Origin of the sequence: Mucilaginibacter pineti, from assembly GCF_900101875.1 — a bacterium.
Taxonomy (GTDB): Bacteria; Bacteroidota; Bacteroidia; order Sphingobacteriales; family Sphingobacteriaceae; genus Mucilaginibacter; species Mucilaginibacter pineti.
Genome location: NZ_FNAI01000004.1, coordinates 256977 through 278238, shown reverse-complemented (window position 1 = coordinate 278238; position 21262 = coordinate 256977). Strand labels below are relative to the sequence as shown.

Sequence of the window (21262 nt, the reverse complement as noted above, 5' to 3'; positions counted from 1 at the left end):
ACAACTTTACGCTCTAAATCTTTAAAAACCAAAGCTTTCATATTAAGTTAATTAACAATTAAACGTTGAATTAATGCATAATGCAACGGTTGATTATCATTCATAAGCTTAGTATGAACGGTAATATATCTTATCACTATGATTAAAGGAGTAAATAAAATACCTATAAAAAGATACGGATTAATTGTCGCCTTGTTGGTTGTTCTTTTCTCGGGCGTGTTCTATCTGTATCTGCATTATCACAGGGCGCAAAATTTAAAAAACAGTATCGGAAAACTTATCTCGGCCCGCGAAAATTCATCGCTTATTGATAGCTGTTTGCTTATTTTATATAGCGCCGATAATAACATTCATTTATATGCTTTAACCGGCGATAAGGAGTACAAAAGAAAGTTTGCCATCCAAATAAAGGAGGTATCGGCCACCGTGAAAAAGGTAAAGTCCGATCAGCAATATTCAACCAACCTTACCCCGGCTACACTGGGCAAACTTATTAGTGAAAAAGCCGCCAAAACAGATAATTATTTAAAACTTCAACAGCTTACAGACAGCCTTATAAAGCTATCTATTAAGGCCGAAAAAATGCAATCGGTTAAGAAAACGACCGTGGCTATGCCTGTTGTTAAAATAACAAGCTCAACAATACACATAGATACCATTAAGTTGCCGGCAAAAGCACCCGAACGGAAAAAATTCTTCGGGCGGATAGTGGCTGCATTTTCGGGCAAACAAAAAGACCAGAAACCTGCCGATGCGATGATCATTAAGCGAGATACACAGATTAAAACAGTAGAACAGGTAAGAACTGAGTACATCCATCTGAGGCCTAAACCAACCGAAGATCATATTCGCCTTTTTAACGCCAATGCCAATCTTAAAAACAGCGAGCGCGAGATACTGCGGATTAATAATAACCTTATCTCGGAGATAATAAAATCACTTAAGCAATATAAAATTGCTGAGCAAAACTACGCCCGGGAAAGCAAAGTAGAATTAGCCGACCAAGTGAGCGATGTGTTTAATGAGTATGGTTATCTATCTAAATTAACCATAGCAGCACTGTTTATACTTATGGTTGTCGTACTTTACAATATCTGGAAGTTGTACCATAACGGGCGTTATCTGGTTTATCATTCAGAAAAAGCCGAAGAATATGCCGTTGCCAAAAGCAGTTTTATGGCTAGCATGAGCCATGAGATACGTACACCTTTAAATTCGGTGCTTGGTTTTTCTGAGCAATTGAGCATGACCAGGCTTGATGATGAGCAAACCGAGCAGATAAACGCCATTCGCAGTTCATCACAAATGCTGCTGGAGGTGGTTAACGAGATCCTTGATTTTTCTAAATACGAAACCGGCAAGATTAACTTCGAAAGTCAGCCCTTTATGCCTTATCAAGCCTTGGAGGATGTATTAAACACCGTGAGTATACAGGCCGCCAAAAAAGGCATCAAACTAAAAATGAATTTACAGTTTGATAAAAACACCTGTTTTACCGGCGATGTACTGCGCCTTAAACAGGTAGTAATGAACCTTTTGGTAAATGCCATTAAGTTTAGCACTAACGGAACTGTTTTACTGCATGCAAGGCTCATGACCCAAACAGACGGGCAAGCAGCATTAAAAGTGAGGGTTAAAGATAATGGTATCGGTATAAAAAAGCAAGATTTGCCCGCTATTTTTGATGAGTTTGTACAGGTGAGCGACGCGCAAAAGGTAACGCACCGTAAAGGCACAGGGCTTGGTCTGGCTATTTGTAAAAAAATAATAGAACTACAGGGCGGCAGCATCCGCGTAATAAGCGAATTGGGAAAAGGATCGGTATTTAGCTTTGAGCTGCCGTTTTTGCCTGCCAATAAAAATGATATTGTTGTTGAAACTCCCGTAAGTAAAGAGGATTTGGCCCGCGCAGTTAAAAACAAACACGTTTTGCTGGCCGATGATAACCAACTTAACGTATTGCTGGCAAGTACCATATTAAAAAAATGGAGCATTACTTGCCATAAGGCCTATAACGGGCAGGAAGCGCTGGCGCTGTTTAATGCCAATAATTATGACTTGGTACTCACCGATATTTTGATGCCTGTAATGGGCGGTTTGGAACTTACCGCCAACATTCGCAAAAACAAAAACATGCTAAGGGCCGAAACCCCTATTATTGCACTTACTGCAAATGTGCTTAAGGAAGATAGGGATAACTACATGCGAAGCGGGGTAAATGATATTGTATTGAAACCCTTTGCGGAGTTAAATCTCATAGAAAAGATTGCCGGAGTGCTAAAAACAAAGGAGGTGCCGTTCATAAATTTTTTGATAACCGAAAGTGATTTGATGGTTTAAATCATTGCAGATCAAATAAAAAGCAAAAAAGAATGTTAAATTTTGATTAAATAATTAGTCTACTAACCCTATAGTGCATATATTTGTAATAATTGTTATTATCGATCTAACCAATTAGTTCTTTATGGTAAATAATGAGGTCAGTCAAACTAAAAAAGAGAAAGCCATTGGTTTTCTCTTTTTTGCTTTAAGACAATGGCATTTTATTTGCCAATAAAAAAACATCGGCATAGTTATGGTGTTATCTATATAAATACCACCATCATGATCGATCCTAAAGATACCTCGCCTGCTGCAAACGATGGCAAATATGAGTTTCAGCTTCATTTTGGAGGTCGGGATCTGACCTGCCGGGTGGAGAAAGAACAAAATCAACTGCACGTTTTTATAGATAACAATATCAACGCCGAACTTACCATACAGCCCGATGGCAACTTAACCCAAACCGGCGGTAACAACCTGCCCGATTCAAGCATCGAGTTTATCAAGAAGCATGTTTTGGAACAGCAGGGTGCCTAAGAATTTGCCGGTGCGGCGAAGTGTTTTTGGGCGACACGGGAACGTTTCGCTGCACCGGTTTATACATTACGATAATACTTCCTCCAATACATCCGCCGACCGGATGTTGCCGAAACCTTCGATATGCAGGGCGTAGTATTCTAATAGTTTCTGGATCAGGTACCGCCGCTCGTCGTTACTCAACTTTAATTGCTGCATATCCTCAAAATTGCATAACAGTAGCTTGCTGAAGTTTTGCGTATGCGGCGGCGACAGATACAAAACGCTATCGGGCTTAAATTTACTGAAGATGCCATTTTTCATGTCGAAATAATCGGCGTTACCGGCCAGCGCCCTGTCAGGATAAAAACCGAGATAACGGGTTAGCTGTGCCATGAATAGCAGATGAAAGTTGGCAACGCTACCCGTTTGATGGTCAAGCCACTCGATGGCGCTAAACACAAAATCAAAAATATTTTCCTCCGCCGATTGCTGTTTTATGGATTTGTACAACACCTCGTTTAAAAACATGGCAATGCAGCTTTTTACTACATCATAAGGAATTGTGAGCAGCACCGGGGCATTTTTAAGTTCGGTAATGCGCTGCACGCCGCCGGTGTTTTTATGATAAACCACCAAGTTAAGTAAATGCAAAGGCTGCAGCATATTGCGGCCTATTTTAGCCTTTGGTTTTTTTGCCCCATTGATGATGTAGGATTGCAGCCCAAATTTTTCGGTGAAGATCTGTACAATTACACTGCTTTCGCCGTAATCGGTAGCTTTAAATATAATGCCCCGGGTTTTATGCAGCATGGTGTACCAGCAAAATAAGTTTAGGTAAAAATATAACCAGGCCGGTAACTAATGCAAACAAGGCGGCAATAACTACAGCCCCGGCACATACATCCTTTACATGCCCCGCCTTTGTATTATAGGTTGGCGATACCAGGTCGGTTAGGGTTTCAATGCTGGTATTTATAAGTTCGGTAATTAAAACCAAAGCAATGGCCAAGGTTATCCACAACCATTCGTTTGTGGCAATATGCAGCAAAAAACCCATTGCCGCGGCCAAAACCGTCGCTGCCAAATGAATCCTGAAATTGAGCTGGGTAGTTGTTGTATACCTCAAACCCTTAAACGCGAAACCAAAACTGCGTACCAGTTTTTTCATATACAAAAATACGTGTTATTGTTTAGTTTTTAAGCGCCATCAAGAACGAACGACATAAGTACACACGAGCGGGGCGGTTTATTACTAAAAAGCGGGGAACCCGCTTTTTAGTAATAAACCTTTAGCCTTTACCGGGTTAACCCATTGTCACAAAGTAAAGTTCTTGGCGGGGCGGGTAAATCTAAATTCGTAGTTTAGCGCCTCGTTTTAGAATTGTAAAGAATGTTCTGGGAAAAAACTGCTTCAATTATCCTCAAAAACCGGCTTGTGATACTCTTTACAGTATTGGCATTGAGTGCTTTGATGGGCTACGAGGCGTTTAAGGTTAAAGTAACCTTTACCGGTGGTAAAGTACTGCCCGTTACCGATTCGGCTTTTATACGGTACAACCAGTTTAAACAAACCTTTGGACAGGATGCATCATCTATGCTGCTGGCTGTATCAACCGAAAAGATATTTAATAAGGCTGTTTTTAACGAATGGTATAAAACGGGCAATAGTTTAAAAACGGTACATGGTATTAAAGCAGTAATTTCGGTAGCAAATATTTACGATTTGCAGAAGGATACCTTGCAGCACCGCTTTGTAATAAAGCCATTGGTGAGCCGGCCGGTGGCAACCCAACAAGCGGTTGATAGTGTAAAGCAGCAGCTTTTAAACTTGCCGTTTTACCAAGGCCTTATTTTAAGTGAGGACGGTAAAACCACGCTAATGGCCGTAACCTTTGATGATAAGATCTTTATTTCATCGGCGCGGGTACCTATTATTAACAAAATATTAAAAGCCGGGCAGGAGTTTGAAAAACGCACCGGCATTAAAGTGCATTACTCGGGATTGCCGCACATTCGCAATGTGGTGGGTAATTTGGTATCGCATGAAATGTCGCTGTTTTTAGGCTTGTCGATATTGGTATCGGCGCTTATCCTGCTCATCTTTTTCCGCGCGTTTTTCCCGGTGATATTCCCGGTGATCATTATAATTTTAGGCGTGGTTTGGAGCCTGGGCGTACTTGTTCTGTTAAAGTACGAAATGACCATACTTACCGGCATTATTCCGCCGCTTATTGTGGTTATCGGCATCCCGAACACAATTTTTATCCTCAATAAATATTTTCACGAATATGAGCTATCGGGCGATAAACTGGGCGCGCTTGGTATAGCTATTGAAAAGGCTGGTATCACTACATTCGTAGCTAACATTACCACGGCCATTGGTTTCAGCGTACTTTGCTTTACCCACAGCGACATCCTTGTGCAGTTTGGAATGGTGGCATCGGTAAGCATCATGGCTACTTTTGCGCTAAGCCTTATACTTATCCCCATTATTTTTAGCTACCTGCCGGCACCAAAAGCAAGACATACAGGTATAAAGGATAGCAAGCTGATGGTAGCCACACTAACCTGTATCGATACATTGGTGCACAAAAAACGCAGGTGGATATACATTGGTACGCTGGTGCTTATAGCGATATCGGCAGTGGGCATTTACCGTATAAATATCAATGGTTATGTGGTTGATGACCTGCCGCAAAACAACATAGCGCTAACCGATCTTAAATATTTCGAATCGAGTTTTAAAGGAGTGCTGCCGCTGGAGGTAAGTATTGATACCAAACGCAAAAACGGGGTGATGAACCTTGGTGTTATCCGTAAGGTAGAAAAACTGGAAACCCTCATCTCTTCTTACCCCGAATTTAGCAGGTCTATCTCTTTGGTGCAGGTGCTTAAATTTAGCACTCAGGCATTTTACGGGGGTAATAAAGATTACTACCGCCTGCCCGATGGCCTGGAGCAAAACTTTATTCTCAATTATGCCGGCAACTCGGGCAAAAGCGGCAATACACTCAATAGCTATCTTGACAGTACCCGCCAGGTTACCCGCGTAACCTTTGAAATGATAGATGCCGGATCGAAAAAAATGAACTCGGTACTTGCCGAGCTACAGCCGCGGATTGATTCTATCTTCAACCCCAAAAAGTTTCATGTGGAGCTTACCGGCAGCAGTATCATATTTATAAAAGGCACCAACTATCTGCTTAAAAACCTTTACGAAAGCCTGGCCTGGGCCATTATCTTGATTGCCGGGGTAATGTGGGTGCTATTTCGTGGCGTTAAAATGATAGCTGTATCTTTGCTGCCCAACCTGGTGCCGCTAATTATTACTGCAGGCCTCATGGGTTTTTGCGGCATTCCGCTTAAGCCGTCGACCATATTGATCTTTAGTATAGCTATGGGTATTTCCAGCGATCAAACTATATATTTTATTACCCGTTATCGTCACGAATTGCGTAACACCAAAAAGAGTATTTCGCAAATTGTTACCGATACCATCCACGAAACGGGGGTGAGTATGATATTTATAGCCACGGTACTATTCTTTGGTTTCGGTGTTTTTGTGGTATCAAAATTTGGCGGTACGGTGGCTTTGGGCACACTGCTGTCCATAACTCTGCTAGTAGCCATGATAAGCAACCTTACCTTGCTGCCCGCGTTTTTACTAAGTTTAGAAAAACGGGCAGATAGGAAGAAAGCAAAAGGGATTGATATAGCGTAAGTCTTACTATCAAGTAAGAGTATCATATAAAAGTGTCATCTCGAAACGAGGCACGAGTGAGAGATATTATACGGCCCCGCATTCGAACTTTGATATCGTACAAGATTTCTCGCTACGTTCGAAATGACTACTTTTTATATTAAATTATATCTGAAATGGATCTTAAACTCAACAACAAAGTAGCCCTTGTACTGGCAGCCAGTAAGGGTTTGGGAAAGGCAATAGCCACAGCCTTAGCCGCCGAAGGCGCTAAGGTTATCATTGGCTCGCGCGATGAGAAGGAACTAAACCAAACCGCTGCCGAAATAAAGGCGCTTACGGGTAATGAGGTTATCGCTATCCCGGTTGATGTTTCAAAAGGCAATGAGATAGCCGAATTTGTAAAAAAGGCTGCCGCAGCTTATGGTAGGATAGATATTTTGGTTAATAATGCCGGTGGGCCGCCGTTTGATAAGTTTGAGAACTTTGATGATGAACAATGGCAAAAAGCCTTCGACCTTAACCTGCTTAGCGTAGCCCGGTTGAGTAAACTTGTGTTACCGTATATGCAACAATCCGGCAGCGGGCGTATCATTAATATTATCAGTGGTTCGGTAAAGGCGGTGCTGGGTAATTCGGTACTATCAACCAGTATGCGGATGGGGGTTGTGGGCATGGCTAAACTAATGGCCGACGAATTTGGCCCCTATAATATCACGGTAAACAATGTAGCGCCGGGATTGATCTTAACCGACCGTATAAAACATACCCTGCCAAAGGATATAGACTCTGAAACGGCCATAAAAGACAAAGCCAAAAGCATCCCCCTTGGCCGCATAGGTAAACCCGAAGAACTGGCTGCGCTGGTAACCTTCCTGGCCTCTGAACAAGCAGCTTACATCAGTGGTACAACTATACAGGTTGATGGCGGGGCAAACAGGAGTATTTTTTAGGGACTAATCCTTTAAATAAAGATCAGAAAGGGCCATAGTTGTGATAACATCGGGCCAGAATTCAAACGATTGTATCCCAGCTCTTACAGGTAAAACATCAGTTTTTACCCATCTTTTCTGTTTCATTAAATTCATCTGCGCACTGTATTCAAGATTTTTTGAAAAAGGATTACTAACCCTCAATTCCATTTGCTTGTGTGCCTTGCCTTCAGATATTTGGGTAAAAGAAATAGTTAACGTTTTTTTCTTACTTACAATTGCAGAAACCCTTTTGAGGTTTACCAGACTGTCTTTAACTATATCTGCCTCAATAAAAATTTCTTCGCCGGGAAAAATCTGGATTATTTTGTTTTGAATGACATAAGAGGTGGCCGGCATTGCCGCCTTATAAAAGTTGGAATCACTAACGAATAGCTTTAGTTCAAAGGCGGGCCTTGTGTTTATATCAACAGGTTGCGAAAAGCATAGCCTGCTAATGAGCATTAAGGCAATAAATAGATATTTTTTCATGGTAACACCGGCGCTTTGAATACGTGGACTAAGGTCTAAAATATAATTTACCTACACCTTCGTTTTATTCTCTTTCAAATAATCTATAATTAAAGTAATTAAAACCACAACAACAGCCATGATAAGGCCGGTGGCGGCACCTTGTAAAATTATTTTCCATTTAGAATTCTGTAAAGCAGGGACTAATGTCGTTGCCAAAAACAGGAATAATGCCACCAGTAGCAATATTGTAGTACGCTTTACTTTATTTTTCACTCTTCTAAATTAAAAAAATCATTTATAAATTCTGTATTTTTGCAACCTCTTAAAAAAGAGGTGATAAAAGGCAAAAAATATACATGTACAAGGAATATAAGCAGTTAAACTTATCGCAAACAGGCAAAGAAGTACTGGAGTTTTGGAAACAGAACAACATATTTGAAAAAAGTATCAGCAGTCGCCCGGCAAGTAACCCTTACACTTTTTATGAAGGGCCACCGAGTGCTAATGGTATGCCCGGCATTCACCACGTAATGGCGCGTTCTATAAAGGATATTTTTTGTCGTTATAAAACACTAAAAGGTTACCAGGTAAAACGCAAAGGCGGCTGGGATACTCACGGCCTACCTATTGAACTGGCTGTTGAAAAAGCTTTAGGAATAACTAAAGATGATATAGGTAAAAAGATAAGCGTTAAAGACTATAACGATGCCTGCCGCAAGGAAGTGATGCGTTATACCGATGTTTGGAACGATCTTACCGAAAAAATGGGCTATTGGGTTGACCTTAATGACCCGTACATCACCTACAAAAACGAATACATTGAAAGCCTTTGGTGGATACTGAAGGAATTTTATAAAAAAGGCTGGCTGTATAAGGGTTATACCGTACAGCCATATTCACCCAAATCGGGTACCGGTTTAAGCTCGCACGAGTTGAACCAGCCGGGTACTTACAAAATGGTGAAGGATACCTCCATAGTAGCTCAGTTTCATTTAAAGAACGATCAGCAGCATCCGTTGATCCCGGTTTTATTTGAAGATATAAACGAGGATACCACTATACTGGCATGGACAACCACCCCCTGGACACTGCCATCAAATTGCGCATTGGCCATTGGCGAAAATATAGATTACGTAAAGATTCGCACTTTTAACCCGTATACGTTTGAACCGGTGAGTGTAGTGCTTGCAAAAGCCTTGGTTGGCAAATACTTTAAAGCCGAAGGTGAAACCGCATCGTTTCAGGATTATAAGGGCGGCGATAAGATTATTCCATGGGAAATAAGAGCCGAGATAAAAGGTATTGAATTGGTTGGCCTGCGCTATCACCAACTGATGCCTTACGTGAGTAATGAAGATCTGGAACAAAACGCTTTCCGCGTTATCCCTGCCGACTTTGTTACTACCGGCGACGGTACAGGTATAGTGCACACTGCCTCTGTTTTTGGTGCGGATGACTTCAGGGCCTGTAAAGAGAACAATGTGCCATCAGTAATGGTGAAGGATGAAGCAGGCAAGGAAGTACCATTGGTGAACAAGCAAGGTCGCTTTGTTGACGAGGTTACCGATTTTGCAGGTTACTACGTTAAAGAAGAATACTACACTGCCGAAGAACGCGCCGAGCCTGGCTTTAAAGCCACAGATGTGCTCATCTCTATCAAACTAAAAACAGAGAATAAAGCCTTCGACGTAAAAAAATACGAACACAGCTACCCGCACTCCTGGCGCAGCGACGAGCCGATATTGTATTATCCGTTGGATAGCTGGTTTATAAAAACAACCGCTGTTAAGGATAAACTTGTTGAGCTTAACAAAACCATCAACTGGAAACCTGAATCTACCGGTACCGGCCGTTTTGGTAACTGGCTGGAAAATCTGGTTGACTGGAACCTGTCGCGTTCACGTTACTGGGGTACCCCGCTGCCTATCTGGCGCGAGGAAAATGGCTCCGAAGAAAAATGTATCGGCTCAATAGAGGAACTGAATAAAGAGATAGACCTTGCTGCCGCTGCAGGTTTTATGCCGCAGAGTTTCAGGCTGGAAGATATGCACCGCCCGTATGTAGATGATGTGGTGCTGGTATCATCAAAAGGCAACAAAATGCTGCGCGAGCCCGATCTTATTGACGTTTGGTTTGATAGCGGTGCTATGCCTTACGCGCAGTGGCATTTCCCTTTTGAAAACGAAGAAGAATTTAAAAATGCCTACCCGGCAGATTTTATTGCCGAGGGTGTTGATCAAACCCGTGGCTGGTTTTTCACGCTACACGCCATAGCCGTTATGCTAAGCGAAGCCAGCGACAAGGTAAAAGCTGTTAACGAACAGGTTGGCAATAAAGGTATAGCGTTTAAAAACGTGGTATCGAACGGATTGGTGCTTGATAAAAACGGCAACAAAATGTCTAAACGCCTGGGTAACGGCGTTGATCCGTTTGCTACCATTGAGCAGTTTGGCGCTGATACAGCCCGCTGGTACATGATAAGCAATGCCGCCCCATGGGATAACCTTAAATTTAACGAGGAAGGGATTGATGAAGTACGCCGCAAATTCTTCGGTACGCTGTACAATACTTATTCGTTTTTTACGATGTATGCCAACATCGATAAGTTTAAATATACCGAACCGGAGATAGATTTGGCCCAACGCCCCGAAATTGACCGCTGGATCATATCATTATTAAATACCCTTAGCCGCGAGGTTGATGATTTTTATGCCGATTTTGAGCCAACCAAGGCCGCCCGCGCCATACAGGAATTTGTTGACGCGCATTTCAGCAACTGGTACATCCGTTTAAGCCGTCGCCGTTTCTGGAAATCAGATAACTCTGATGATAAGTTATCGGCATATCAAACGTTATATACATGTTTAATAACTATATCTAAATTAATGTCGCCAATTGCGCCGTTTTTTGCCGATAGGTTATATAACGATTTAAACTCGATAACGGGTAAAGAGGAATTTGAATCAGTACACCTGGCTTATTTCCCAACTTACCATAACGAGTTGGTGGATACCGCGCTGGAGGAACGTATGCAGATGGCACAGGATATATCATCATTGGTGTTATCGCTGCGTAAAAAAATTGGAATAAACGTACGTCAGCCCCTAAGTAAAATCCTGCTGCCTATATTAGATAAAAACTTTAAGGAGCAGGTAGATCAGGTAAAAGATTTAATATTATCTGAAACCAACATCAAGGATATTGAGTATATTACCGACACCGCGGGTTTCATCAAAAAGAAGATAAAACCAAACTTTAAAGCATTGGGTGCAAAGGTGGGTAAGGATATGAAAGCGGTAGCAGAAGCTATTAATAACTTTACAAATGATGATATTGCCGAATTAGAGGTAAACGAAAGTATTAATGTACTTGGTGGTAAATATTTAATAGCTGATACTGACGTAGATATCATTGCAGAAGATGTACCGGGCTGGCAAGTAACAAACCAGGGCAAACTAACGGTGGCTTTGGATGTTACCATAACCAATGAATTGAAACAAGAGGGTATTGCCCGCGAGCTGATAAACAGAATCCAAAACTTACGTAAGGACAAGGGCTTTGAGGTGACGGACAAGGTCGATGTTCGTGTTTTTGATCACCCGTATATCAGCGAAGCGGTAAAAAGCAATTTAACCTATATTTGCGCCGAAGTTTTGGCGGTAGGCATAGTGCTTGATTCCCAATTAAATGATGGTGATTTAATCACCATTGATGGACAAGAAATTTTGATTGTTATTAGTAAAATATAAATGAAAGTAGAAAACGAAAAAACCAGATACTCTGAGTCAGACCTGCAGGAATTTAAAGCACTCATCCTGGATAAACTGCGTATTGCTAAAGAAGAATTAAATTCACTTGCAACCTCATTAAGTTCGCCAAATGCAAACGGAACTGATGATACAGCAGGTACTTATAAAACTTTGGAAGATGGTTCTGCCACTTTGGAAAAAGAACAAATAAACCAGTTAGCTGCCCGTCAGAAAAAATTTATCGATCAGCTGGAAGCTGCGTTGGTACGTATTGAAAATAAAACCTATGGCATTTGCCGCGAAACAGGTAAACTGATCCCTAAGGAGCGTTTACGTGCCGTGCCGCATACCACCATGACAATGGAAGCAAAATTAAGGCAATAAATGAAGGCTGCTTACACCAAACCTTTTTTAACTGCTGCATTTATTATTCTTGCCGACCAGATCATCAAGACCTGGGTGCATAGCCACATGTATATGGGCGAAGAAATTCGCTTTTTTGGCAGCCACGGCATGCTGCACTACACCGAAAATAACGGTATGGCGTTTGGTATGGAGTGGGGCGGCGATGCCGGCAAACTTGCTTTAACACTGTTTAGGATTGTTGCCGTTTGCGGTATTGTTTATAGCTTGGTTTACCTTATAAAGCATAAATATCACCGCGGATTGGTCATGAACGTAGCGCTTATTTTAGCCGGCGCGGTAGGGAATATTATCGACTCTACATTTTACGGTATCATGTACAAATATGCGCCGCTTTTTCATGGGCGTGTGGTTGATATGTTTTACTTTCCGCTGTTCAGAGGAACGTATCCATCATGGCTTCCATTTTTTGGCGGTGAGCCATTTGAGTTTTTCCGCCCGGTATTTAACCTTGCCGATTCGGCCATATGCGTAGGCGTTATCATGATATTAATATACCAGAAACGCTACTTTAAACATGAAGTGCCGGAATTGAGCAGCCCCAACAGCGAAATGGTTGAGGAATAAGCAGACGTAAAATTATATGGAAGGCCCGATGCTGATTGATCTCAGTTTCGGGCTTTTTTTATTGACATCGAGCAGGCATTTTAAATACCGCGTCATTGCTTCGTTCCTACCCACGACAAGTTATGTGTAAGGGCCTGTCACCCTGAGCTTGTCGAAGGGTCGCGCGTAGAGGCCTTTGCCCGCTATGCTTCGACAGGCTCAGCATGACAGCCCTTTTTTTTATAATTTCCCATGTCATTTCAAGCTTCAGAGGCTACGGATTTTAAACCTCGCAATGACGTATTGAATAGCTGTCGCGAGTTACAGCAATTAATCCCACAAAAAAAGCGATGAGTAAAACTTATCGCTTTAAAAATATCTTTATAGTTGCTTATTCATTTTCAATAGCTGCAAAAACTTCCAGCAGAATATCCCATTTTTTTGTTTTATCAAGCTCCCAAATGCGTACATAGTTGTAATTGCTTACCACGTTGCCTTTTGTAATACGGGCATGGCCATAAGTGTACGCCAGGTCATTACTTGATGAACGACCCCCATCGGTAGTTTCGGCGGTAATGGTGATTGCCTGGTTATTAATAAATTTCATGATCACGTCTGATCCTACCATCGGCTCAAAGCCGGGGAAGTAATAATGTGCTTCCGGACTTAAAAACTCCTTATAACCAGCTAATGAAGAAAGGGTTAAAGAGTGATTAAATATTTTATCGGTATTTATGATAATAGTTTTAGCAGCGAATGGGTCTTTACTTGGAGCTGTTTTTGTAGCAACCTCAGCATCTTTAAAATCAGTAGGTGTTTCTAGCTCGCTTTCTGGGTGTTGTATACCGAGGTCAATAAGCAATTTGAATTTATTATCGGCATCGGTACGCCATATGGATACGTAGTCGCCAAATACTTTGTCATCTTCGCCTTTGCCGTTACTAAACACGTACGGCCCTGCGGTAAAAGCAAGGTCGCCATTGGATGATATACGGGCAAAGTTTGGTTTCCAGCTTAATTTACCGGGTTGTTTATCAATATTGTTATAAAAATCTACTATTTTAACTGCGTCGGGTTTAAAAACTATACCTTCAGGATCTGCAACAGATAAAAAGGCATCCTTCATGCCCTTACGTTCAACTAATTTGTTAAAAGCGTCTTCGGCACTAACTACTTTCTTTACCTGGGCTGGGCCGGTTTGCGCAAATGCAAATGTGCCGTAGCTTATAAATGTAGCAGCTAATAATAATTTTTTCATGTTCATGTATTATTTGGGGCAATTTAGTAATAAATTTTAAGTCGATGTGTAATTGTGGCTTTCATTAAACGTAAGCACTTGCCCATTACTGGTGTATTGTTGGGTTGTACCTGAAACGAAAACACCTGTAATTAATTGTATTTAAGCAGCGTTAAACATATAAAAATTGTGCCAATCAATGAATAAATTCAAATTGAAATTTACTTATATTAGCATACCCATGTTTATTTTGGTACGTTTAAATATAAAAACTAATTAACTCGGTATTGTTAATAATGTTTTAAATAGCGCCTGTTGTTGTATTTAATCTTTAAAAATTACTTCGCCATGAAAAATCGCATATTCTTTTTTTTCACGTGTATGGTATTGGGTGGTTTCACCGCTACTGCCCAGGTTAAGTTTTCAAATGATATTGAGGGCAAGCCCTATATGGAAAAAAGCGATACCGAGATAGAAGGTAACCCTTATTTGATACCCGATTGGGTTATAGGCTCGGTTGTGCTTGGCAACGGTAAAACAGGCACCCTTAAACTCAGGTACAACATTGCAAAGGATGAGCTTTCATTTGAAAATCCAAAGGATACATCTTCCTTAAACTTTATTGACGTCGTTAAAAGCTTCACCTTAAATCCTTTTAAAATTGATGAAAGCAACCTGTTGCCGCTGGTGTTTGATAGTGGCTTCCCCGCCATTGACAATCAAACCACTGCAACCTATTACCAGGTTATTGGAGGTGGCAAAGTCAAACTGTTAAAACATTATAAGAAGAAGATAGAAATTAGTAAAGCTTTTAACTCGGCAACATCAACCCAAACATTTGTTTTGGCCGATAGCTATTACCTGCTGATTAACGGGCAGATGAGCAAGATAAAACCCACACAAAAAACAATAGCTGCAGCATTTAAGGATAAAGAGCCCCAACTGCAAACCTACCTAAAGACCAACAGTATAGACTATAAAAGCGATGCCGATCTGGCTAAATTGTTTGGCTATTATAACTCGTTGTAAATGAAAAGCGGCAAGTGATTTATCACTTGCCGCTTTTTATTAGCTTTTGCTCCAGAGCGTTCCTTCTTTACTATCCTTTAGCTGGAAACCTATTTGCGATAGGCCCTCGCGGATCTTATCTGAGGTGGCATAGTCTTTATTTGACTTGGCCTCGTTGCGCAGGCTTACAATGAGGTTGAGGATTTTGGGCAGATCATCGTTGTCGGCCTGCTCGTCTTTTAAGCCTAATATATCCTCCACAAAAGTATGCATGAGGGTTTTAAGCAGCTCGAGGTTAGCAGCATCTATCTTCATTTTGCCATCATGTACCGAATTGATAATGCGCGATGCTTCAAACAATTCGGCAATAAGTACCGGACTGTTAAAATCATCGTTCATGGCGGCGTAGCAACGAGCCATGAGGGGCTCAATCTCAATTTCGGTGCTGTTGGATGCCTTTAATCCATCAAGCAGTGCGTAGGCATTCATAAGGCGTTTAAAGCCTTTTTCTGATGCTTCCATTGCCTCGTTGCCAAAATCAAGGGTACTGCGGTAATGAGCCTGCAGCATAAAAAATCGCACCGTCATAGGGCTGTAGCCTTTGTTAAGGATAGAATTTTCCCCGCTGAAAAGCTCATGCGGTAAAAAACTGTTACCTAATGATTTCGACATTTTTTGTCCGTTAACCGTTAGCATATTGGTATGCACCCAGTAATTGGCCGGGTTTTTACCGCAGCAGGCTACATGCTGGGCTATCTCGTTGGTATGGTGCGTGGGTACAAGGTCGAGCCCGCCGCCGTGAATATCGAATTGATCGCCAAGGTATTTCTGGCTCATGGCCGAGCATTCCAGGTGCCAGCCCGGAAACCCAACACCCCAGGGTGATGGCCATTTCATCAAATGCTCGGGTTTGGCTTTTATCCACAGGGCAAAATCAAGTTTGCCATGTTTTTCCTGCTGACCGCCCAGTGTACGGGTATTGTTCAGCAGATCTTCCAGGTTACGGCCGCTTAAAATGCCGTAATTTTTTGTTTTGTTATATTTTTCTACATCAAAATATACCGAGCCATCTACTTCATAGGCATAACCGTTTTCCAGTATCAGCTTTACCATTTCTATCTGCTCAATAATGTGGCCCGTAGCGGTAGGCTCAATACTTGGCGGTAAGGTATTCAGTATTTGCATTACATCATGAAAGCCAACGGTGTACTTCTGTACAATTTCCATTGGTTCCAGCTGGGCTATTTTGGCTTTTTTAGAGATCTTGTCTTCACCTTCATCCCCGGCATCACCTTCCAGGTGGCCGGCATCGGTTACATTACGTACATAGCGCACTTTGTATCCAATAGCGGTAAGGTACCTGAACATCAGGTCGAAAGATATATAAGTACGACAGTTGCCCAAATGCACATCGCTGTAAACAGTAGGGCCGCAAACGTACATGCCCACATGCGGGGCATTCAAAGGCTTAAATTCTTCTTTTTTACGTGTTAAAGTGTTGTAAACAAATAAATTTTGTTTCATGAGTGCAAACTTACGATTTTTTAGATTTTAAGCTATCAATAAGAATCAAGAGATTAGCGTCAAGAATCAAGAGAAGGTAAAATAATTAAAACTTTGTCTTGATTCTTGACGCTTACATCCTGACGCTATTTTAGTTGAGCACCACATCGCTGCGCAACGGGTAATGATCTGATAGTTTCTTTTCAATTACTTTGTACGTGACTATATCAAACTGCGGGCTGGCCATAATATAATCTATTTGATAGTTAGGGAAATCGCCGTTATAGGTGCGGCCAAAACCAGAACCCTTTTCGCGGAAGGCATTTTTAAGTCCGTCGGCCATTTGGTTTACCGCGTAGGAAGCGGGGGTGTCATTAAAATCGCCGGTAATAAGGTAGGGATAGGGGCACTTTGCGGCATGGTCCTTAATCATAACTACTTGCTGGCTCCGTTTAATAAAAGCTATTTTTAGTTTGCCGCCCAGCCGCTTGGTCGACCGTATATCTGTTTTGCCTTTTTTTGAAACGCTATCCAGATATTTATAATCCTCGGGGTCAAACCTTATCGATTGCAGGTGTACGCTATATACACGGAATATTTTCTCGCCTTTTTTCACGTCGACAAACAGGCATTGGTTTGCTGATTTTTTTTCGGAAAGGTGTATTATCCCCCGGGAAATGATAGGGAATTTGGAAAAAATAGCCATGCCTATAGCCTCGGTGTTGTTAAAATTAAAGGGCTCGAAGTAAAAGTTATTTGACCCCATTATTTTTATAATAGAATCGCGCATTTCATACTGGCCCTTATTTTTGGTGTAAAACTCCTGGAAGCCTATAATATCCGGCTGTTGCTGGCTTATTAAACTTAGTATTTCGTGCTTGGTTGATATATCGTTAGTAGCCCCGTAACGTTTAAAGTTATGCGCGTTATAGGTCATGATGCGCATGGTATTTGCCCGGGTAGGTTTATCAACATCCGGCCCTCCCGTGCGGAAGCCTACATTGTTAAGCAGTACATTCCAGCCAACTAAAATGGTAACGAACGATAACAGGAACAGCCACCGCCTGCGCAGCAGCCAAAGCGCAAGCATAATTACATTTGAAACAAGTAAAACGGGGTAGGCCAAGCCAAAAAAGGCAACTATCCAGTACTTTTGCGGGTTAACGTGTGGTGCAAGATAACTGATCAATAAAGCAACGCAAAGCAACAGGTTTATCCATAATAATACTTTACCTATAAAACTCTGCTTTTTGTTATTTCTCATTTTTGCTTGCGCGGAATAGGATCTCTCTTTCCTGCTTGTTAAGGCTATCATAGCCCGATTGTGATATTTTATCTAATATACGGTCTATTTCTTCCTGTCGAGGAAACTCTACGGTGTTTTTATTTGAGTTGCCGGGCACCACTTTTAGTTTAGATCGTGATTTAAACAGGTTACTGATGCCGCCTATCCAATCGTGCCCTTTTTGTAGTTGTTTTATATAGATGAAGCCAAACAAGGCCCCGCCAAGGTGGGCAATTTCGCCGCCTGCATTGGGGCCTACGGTTCCTAAAAAGTCTATTACTAAAATAACCAGCACCAGCCATTTTAATTTTACTGGGCCTATAAGTATTAATGATATGGTGTAATTGGGTAGCAGCGTTGCCGTAGCCACTACAATAGCCATAACACTGGCCGATGCGCCTACTATGGTGCTTTCTGCTGCCGCGTTAACACTGGTAAAGGCCGGGAGTAAATTATAAGCCAGCAGAAAGAACAAGGCGCCCGATAAACCGCCTAATATGTATAAACCGATAGTGCGCTTATTGCCCAGGTATTCTTCAAATATTTGGCCCATCCAGTATAACCAAAGCATATTAAACAGAATGTGTAATATCCCCGCGTGCATAAACGAGTAAGTAAGCGGCGTCCAGAAATGGATTAATAGCGTGGGTAGGTGCGCGGGTAGCTGTAGGTATTTATCTGCATAAAAAGATATCATACTGGGTCTGCTAAATGAGGTTAGCAGCAGCTCAAGCGTAGCCGGTATATTTATAGCCAAAAAAACAATAACGTTAATACCAATAAGCAGGTTTAACTTATTGCCAGACCGCAGCATTTTGTATTGAATGTTTTGCCAAAGGGTACTCATAAAAATAAATAGTTATTAATTTGATAACTCCTGTTTGTTAATAAAAATTGTCTGTATGCTGCAATCGCCAGGCTTTTACCAATATAAAGCCTATAAGTGCACCGCCTAAGTGGGCAAAATGCGCTACCGAATCGCCGGCAAATTGTTCAACACCTAAAAATAGCTCAACCACAACATAAATAGGAATAATATATTTTGCTTTTATAGGCACCGGAATAAACATGATCATGAGCTCCATATTTGGGTAAAGCATCCCAAATGCTATTAGCAACCCAAATATAGCACCAGATGCGCCCACTATGGATGTATGGTAAATACCGTAGAGCTTTATAGCTTTTTCTTGCCCAAATGCAAGGTAAGATGAATCAAGCCCCGGATGATTAATGGTGATGCCGCCTGTAATAGCATGTACCTCATAAGCCTGTACCAGCATTTGAAATGCAATAGCACCAATGCCACAAATAAAATAAAAGCTTAGGAACCTCTTTGATCCGATGGCGTACTCAACAATGGGGCCGAATGAAAATAACGCAAACATGTTAAAAAAGATATGTGCGAGATTGCCATGTACAAACATGTAGGTAATTACTTCCCATAGCCTGAAATTTGGCGAATTGAAATAAAACATACCAAAATTGTCGGCAATTGGATTTGGGCCGTTTGCCCCCTTGTCAAATATTAAAACGGGTATAAAGCAAAGGATATTTATGATCAGCAGGTTTTTTACAACCGGTGGTATATTAGCAAAAGGCGACTGGTTAAATCCGTTCATAGTATAAGTAAAGCCCGCAGGCTATTTTTCAAATCGTTCAATTAATTCGGCCAATGTAAATGTACTGATTACGGGCTTACCATTCAATGCCTGGTTTGGCATTTGGCAGGCAAAAAGCTGGTCTATCAGTTGATTCATTTCTTCCAGCGATAATTTGGTACCAGTTTTTATGGCCGCGTTGCGCGCCAGCGAGCGTGCCAGGTTATCCCGTTTATCTACCTTTAAAATGGCCATATTGTTTTTAAAGCCTTCCAGCAAATGTTCCAGTAGTTCATGCTCGTCAACATTGTGCAATTCGGCCGGTACGCCTTCAACAACAACGGTGTTTTTACCAAACTCCCTAATGTCAAAACCGAGGGCCTTAATATCGGGCAAAAGCTCTCTTAATAACTCAAAATCGCTGCCGTTTAGTGTTACCGATTGTGGAAATAAACTCTGCTGGCTTACGCCCGAATGATTTTGCAATTGCTGTAAAAAACGTTCGTACAAAACGCGTTCATGGGCTGCCTGTTGCCCTATCAACATAAAGCCCGATTTAATTTGCGACAGGATAAACCGGTTATGGATCTGGAACAACTGCCGTTCGCTGGGCTTGCTTACTTCCTGTTCATCAACCGTTATCAGTTTCTCCTCGTGCATTTGGTGTTGCAGGTTGGTTTCCTTTTTGGTTATCTCGTAAAGCGTATTCCAGTTATGCGGGATGGGGTTGCTGCGGTGCTCATCGCTATTGCGGAAGGTGGGATATTCTCTCGCCGGCCTTTTTTCGGCAGCAAAAGGATTGAAATCCGGATTAAAGGATATGGTTGGCGCTACTATTTCCTCAAAAGGCTTGGGCGTTATCAGGTGCTCAATACTGTTCTCCTGGTCAAAATCCAAACTTGGCGTAATGTTATACCGCCCCAACGATCGTTTTACCGCAGACCGGATAATGGCATAAATAGCTTTCTCGTCCTGGTATTTGATCTCGGTTTTAGTGGGGTGTACGTTGATATCTATCTTGGATGGATCAATATCAATGAACAATACATACATGGGATAGCTATCATCCGGCAGCAGATCTTCGAAAGCGGTAAGTACAGCATGGTTCAAATACGCATCACGGATAAAGCGGTAGTTCACAAAAAAGAACTGCTCGCCGCGGGTTTTGCGGGCAAACTCGGGCTTGCCAACAAAGCCACGCAGGTTAATAATGGTGGTATCTTCCTCAACCGGTACCAAACGCTGGTTATAATTATTGCCAAACAGGTGTACAATGCGTTGTTTTAACGCTGCTCCTGGCAGGTGGTAAACTTCCTGGCCGTCATGATGCAGCGTAAAAAATATCTGTGGATTGGCAAGTGCTACGCGTTGAAATTCATCAATGATATGGCGCATCTCCACCGGGTTACTTTTTAAAAAGTTACGGCGGGCAGGTGTGTTATAAAACAGGTTTTTTATGGAGATAGACGTACCCACATTGGCCGAACATGCCTCCTGGCTCACCACTTCTGATCCTTCTATAAAAATGCACGTACCCAGCTCGTCCTCATGCCGGCGGGTTTTCATCTCCACCTGGGCAATGGCCGCTATGGATGCCATGGCCTCGCCCCGGAAACCCATAGTGCGTATGGCAAACAGATCATCGGCTTTGCGTATTTTGGAGGTGGCGTGGCGCTCAAAGCACATGCGGGCATCAGTAGGGCTCATGCCGCAGCCATCGTCAATAACCTGTATCAATGATTTACCGGCATCTTTTATAATGAGCTGTATTTTTGAGGCCCCGGCGTCAATAGCATTCTCCACCAATTCTTTTACGGCAGATGCTGGTCGTTGCACCACTTCGCCCGCGGCAATCTGGTTGGCAACGGCATCCGGTAAAAGCTGTATTATATCTGACATTTTAAAAAAATTCCCTTCAATTTCGTTT

18 protein-coding genes are annotated in these 21262 nt (G+C 42.0%); 8 read left to right on the top strand and 10 right to left on the bottom strand.

Annotation, left to right across the window (positions count from 1 at the left end; genetic code table 11):
* Positions 1-138 precede the first annotated feature (138 nt).
* Positions 139-2340, top strand: coding sequence for an ATP-binding protein (locus tag BLS59_RS11785; protein WP_091149451.1), 2202 nt, complete (start codon positions 139-141; stop codon positions 2338-2340).
* Between the two features lie 264 nt (positions 2341-2604).
* The gene (locus BLS59_RS11780) at positions 2605-2859 is read left to right on the top strand and encodes a hypothetical protein (RefSeq protein WP_143014111.1); all 255 of its coding nucleotides are present in this window, start codon (positions 2605-2607) and stop codon (positions 2857-2859) included.
* Positions 2860-2925: 66 nt separating this feature from the next.
* On the opposite strand, the gene recO is transcribed toward BLS59_RS11780, so the two are convergent.
* A complete protein-coding gene (gene recO / locus BLS59_RS11775; protein WP_091149447.1) occupies positions 2926-3651 on the bottom strand; it encodes a DNA repair protein RecO in 726 nt (241 codons plus the stop codon).
* Complete coding sequence (locus BLS59_RS11770; RefSeq protein WP_091149444.1) at positions 3641-4009, bottom strand: diacylglycerol kinase family protein; 369 nt, start codon at positions 4007-4009, stop codon at positions 3641-3643. The genes recO and BLS59_RS11770 overlap by 11 nt, the downstream gene beginning before the upstream one ends.
* Positions 4010-4231: 222 nt before the next feature.
* On the opposite strand from BLS59_RS11770, the gene BLS59_RS11765 reads away from it, so the two are divergent.
* Positions 4232-6562 carry an efflux RND transporter permease subunit gene (locus BLS59_RS11765; protein WP_091149442.1) on the top strand — a complete coding sequence of 777 codons (2331 nt, stop codon included), beginning with the start codon at positions 4232-4234 and terminating at the stop codon, positions 6560-6562.
* 155 nt (positions 6563-6717) lie between these two features.
* Positions 6718-7494, top strand: coding sequence for an SDR family oxidoreductase (locus tag BLS59_RS11760; RefSeq protein ID WP_091149439.1), 777 nt, complete (start codon positions 6718-6720; stop codon positions 7492-7494).
* Positions 7495-7497: 3 nt separating this feature from the next.
* Here BLS59_RS11760 and BLS59_RS11755 read toward each other — a convergent pair whose 3' ends face one another.
* Both BLS59_RS11755 and BLS59_RS11750 read right to left on the bottom strand, forming a co-directional pair.
* The gene (locus tag BLS59_RS11755; protein WP_091149436.1) at positions 7498-8004 is read right to left on the bottom strand and encodes a hypothetical protein; all 507 of its coding nucleotides are present in this window, start codon (positions 8002-8004) and stop codon (positions 7498-7500) included.
* Between the two features lie 51 nt (positions 8005-8055).
* Complete coding sequence (locus BLS59_RS11750; RefSeq protein WP_091149433.1) at positions 8056-8259, bottom strand: hypothetical protein; 204 nt, start codon at positions 8257-8259, stop codon at positions 8056-8058.
* 83 nt (positions 8260-8342) lie between these two features.
* Here BLS59_RS11750 and ileS point away from each other — a divergent pair, with 83 nt between their 5' ends.
* Genes ileS through BLS59_RS11735 form a run of 3 tightly spaced genes read left to right on the top strand, consistent with a single transcriptional unit; the run spans position 8343 to position 12725 of the window.
* Positions 8343-11735: an isoleucine--tRNA ligase gene (ileS, locus tag BLS59_RS11745; protein ID WP_091149432.1), complete on the top strand. Its 3393-nt coding sequence runs from the start codon at positions 8343-8345 to the stop codon at positions 11733-11735.
* Positions 11736-12119 (top strand): TraR/DksA family transcriptional regulator, encoded by a 384-nt coding sequence (locus BLS59_RS11740; protein ID WP_091149429.1) that lies wholly within the window; start codon positions 11736-11738, stop codon positions 12117-12119. It begins immediately after the preceding gene.
* Entirely contained in the window at positions 12120-12725 is a 606-nt protein-coding gene (locus BLS59_RS11735; RefSeq protein WP_091149427.1) for a lipoprotein signal peptidase, read from the top strand.
* A gap of 370 nt (positions 12726-13095) precedes the next feature.
* Here the strand turns inward: BLS59_RS11735 and BLS59_RS11730 are convergent, their stop codons facing one another.
* Positions 13096-13962 (bottom strand): Cif family virulence factor, encoded by an 867-nt coding sequence (locus BLS59_RS11730; protein WP_143014110.1) that lies wholly within the window; start codon positions 13960-13962, stop codon positions 13096-13098.
* Positions 13963-14289: 327 nt separating this feature from the next.
* Between BLS59_RS11730 and BLS59_RS11725 the strand changes: the two genes are divergently transcribed.
* Positions 14290-14970 (top strand): hypothetical protein, encoded by a 681-nt coding sequence (locus BLS59_RS11725; RefSeq protein WP_091149421.1) that lies wholly within the window; start codon positions 14290-14292, stop codon positions 14968-14970.
* Between the two features lie 39 nt (positions 14971-15009).
* Here the strand turns inward: BLS59_RS11725 and cysS are convergent, their stop codons facing one another.
* The 5 genes from cysS to mutL all read right to left on the bottom strand — a co-directional run bounded on the left by cysS (position 15010) and on the right by mutL (position 21234).
* Positions 15010-16473, bottom strand: a complete 1464-nt coding sequence (cysS, locus tag BLS59_RS11720) for a cysteine--tRNA ligase (RefSeq protein WP_091149418.1) — start codon at positions 16471-16473, stop codon at positions 15010-15012.
* A gap of 130 nt (positions 16474-16603) precedes the next feature.
* Entirely contained in the window at positions 16604-17716 is a 1113-nt protein-coding gene (locus tag BLS59_RS11715) for an endonuclease/exonuclease/phosphatase family protein (RefSeq protein ID WP_162842613.1), read from the bottom strand.
* The gene (locus BLS59_RS11710; protein ID WP_091149414.1) at positions 17706-18584 is read right to left on the bottom strand and encodes a rhomboid family protein; all 879 of its coding nucleotides are present in this window, start codon (positions 18582-18584) and stop codon (positions 17706-17708) included. The genes BLS59_RS11715 and BLS59_RS11710 overlap by 11 nt, the downstream gene beginning before the upstream one ends.
* A gap of 37 nt (positions 18585-18621) precedes the next feature.
* The gene (locus BLS59_RS11705) at positions 18622-19356 is read right to left on the bottom strand and encodes a rhomboid family intramembrane serine protease (RefSeq protein ID WP_091149412.1); all 735 of its coding nucleotides are present in this window, start codon (positions 19354-19356) and stop codon (positions 18622-18624) included.
* Between the two features lie 21 nt (positions 19357-19377).
* Positions 19378-21234, bottom strand: coding sequence for a DNA mismatch repair endonuclease MutL (gene mutL / locus BLS59_RS11700; protein WP_091149410.1), 1857 nt, complete (start codon positions 21232-21234; stop codon positions 19378-19380).
* Positions 21235-21262: the final 28 nt, after the last annotated feature.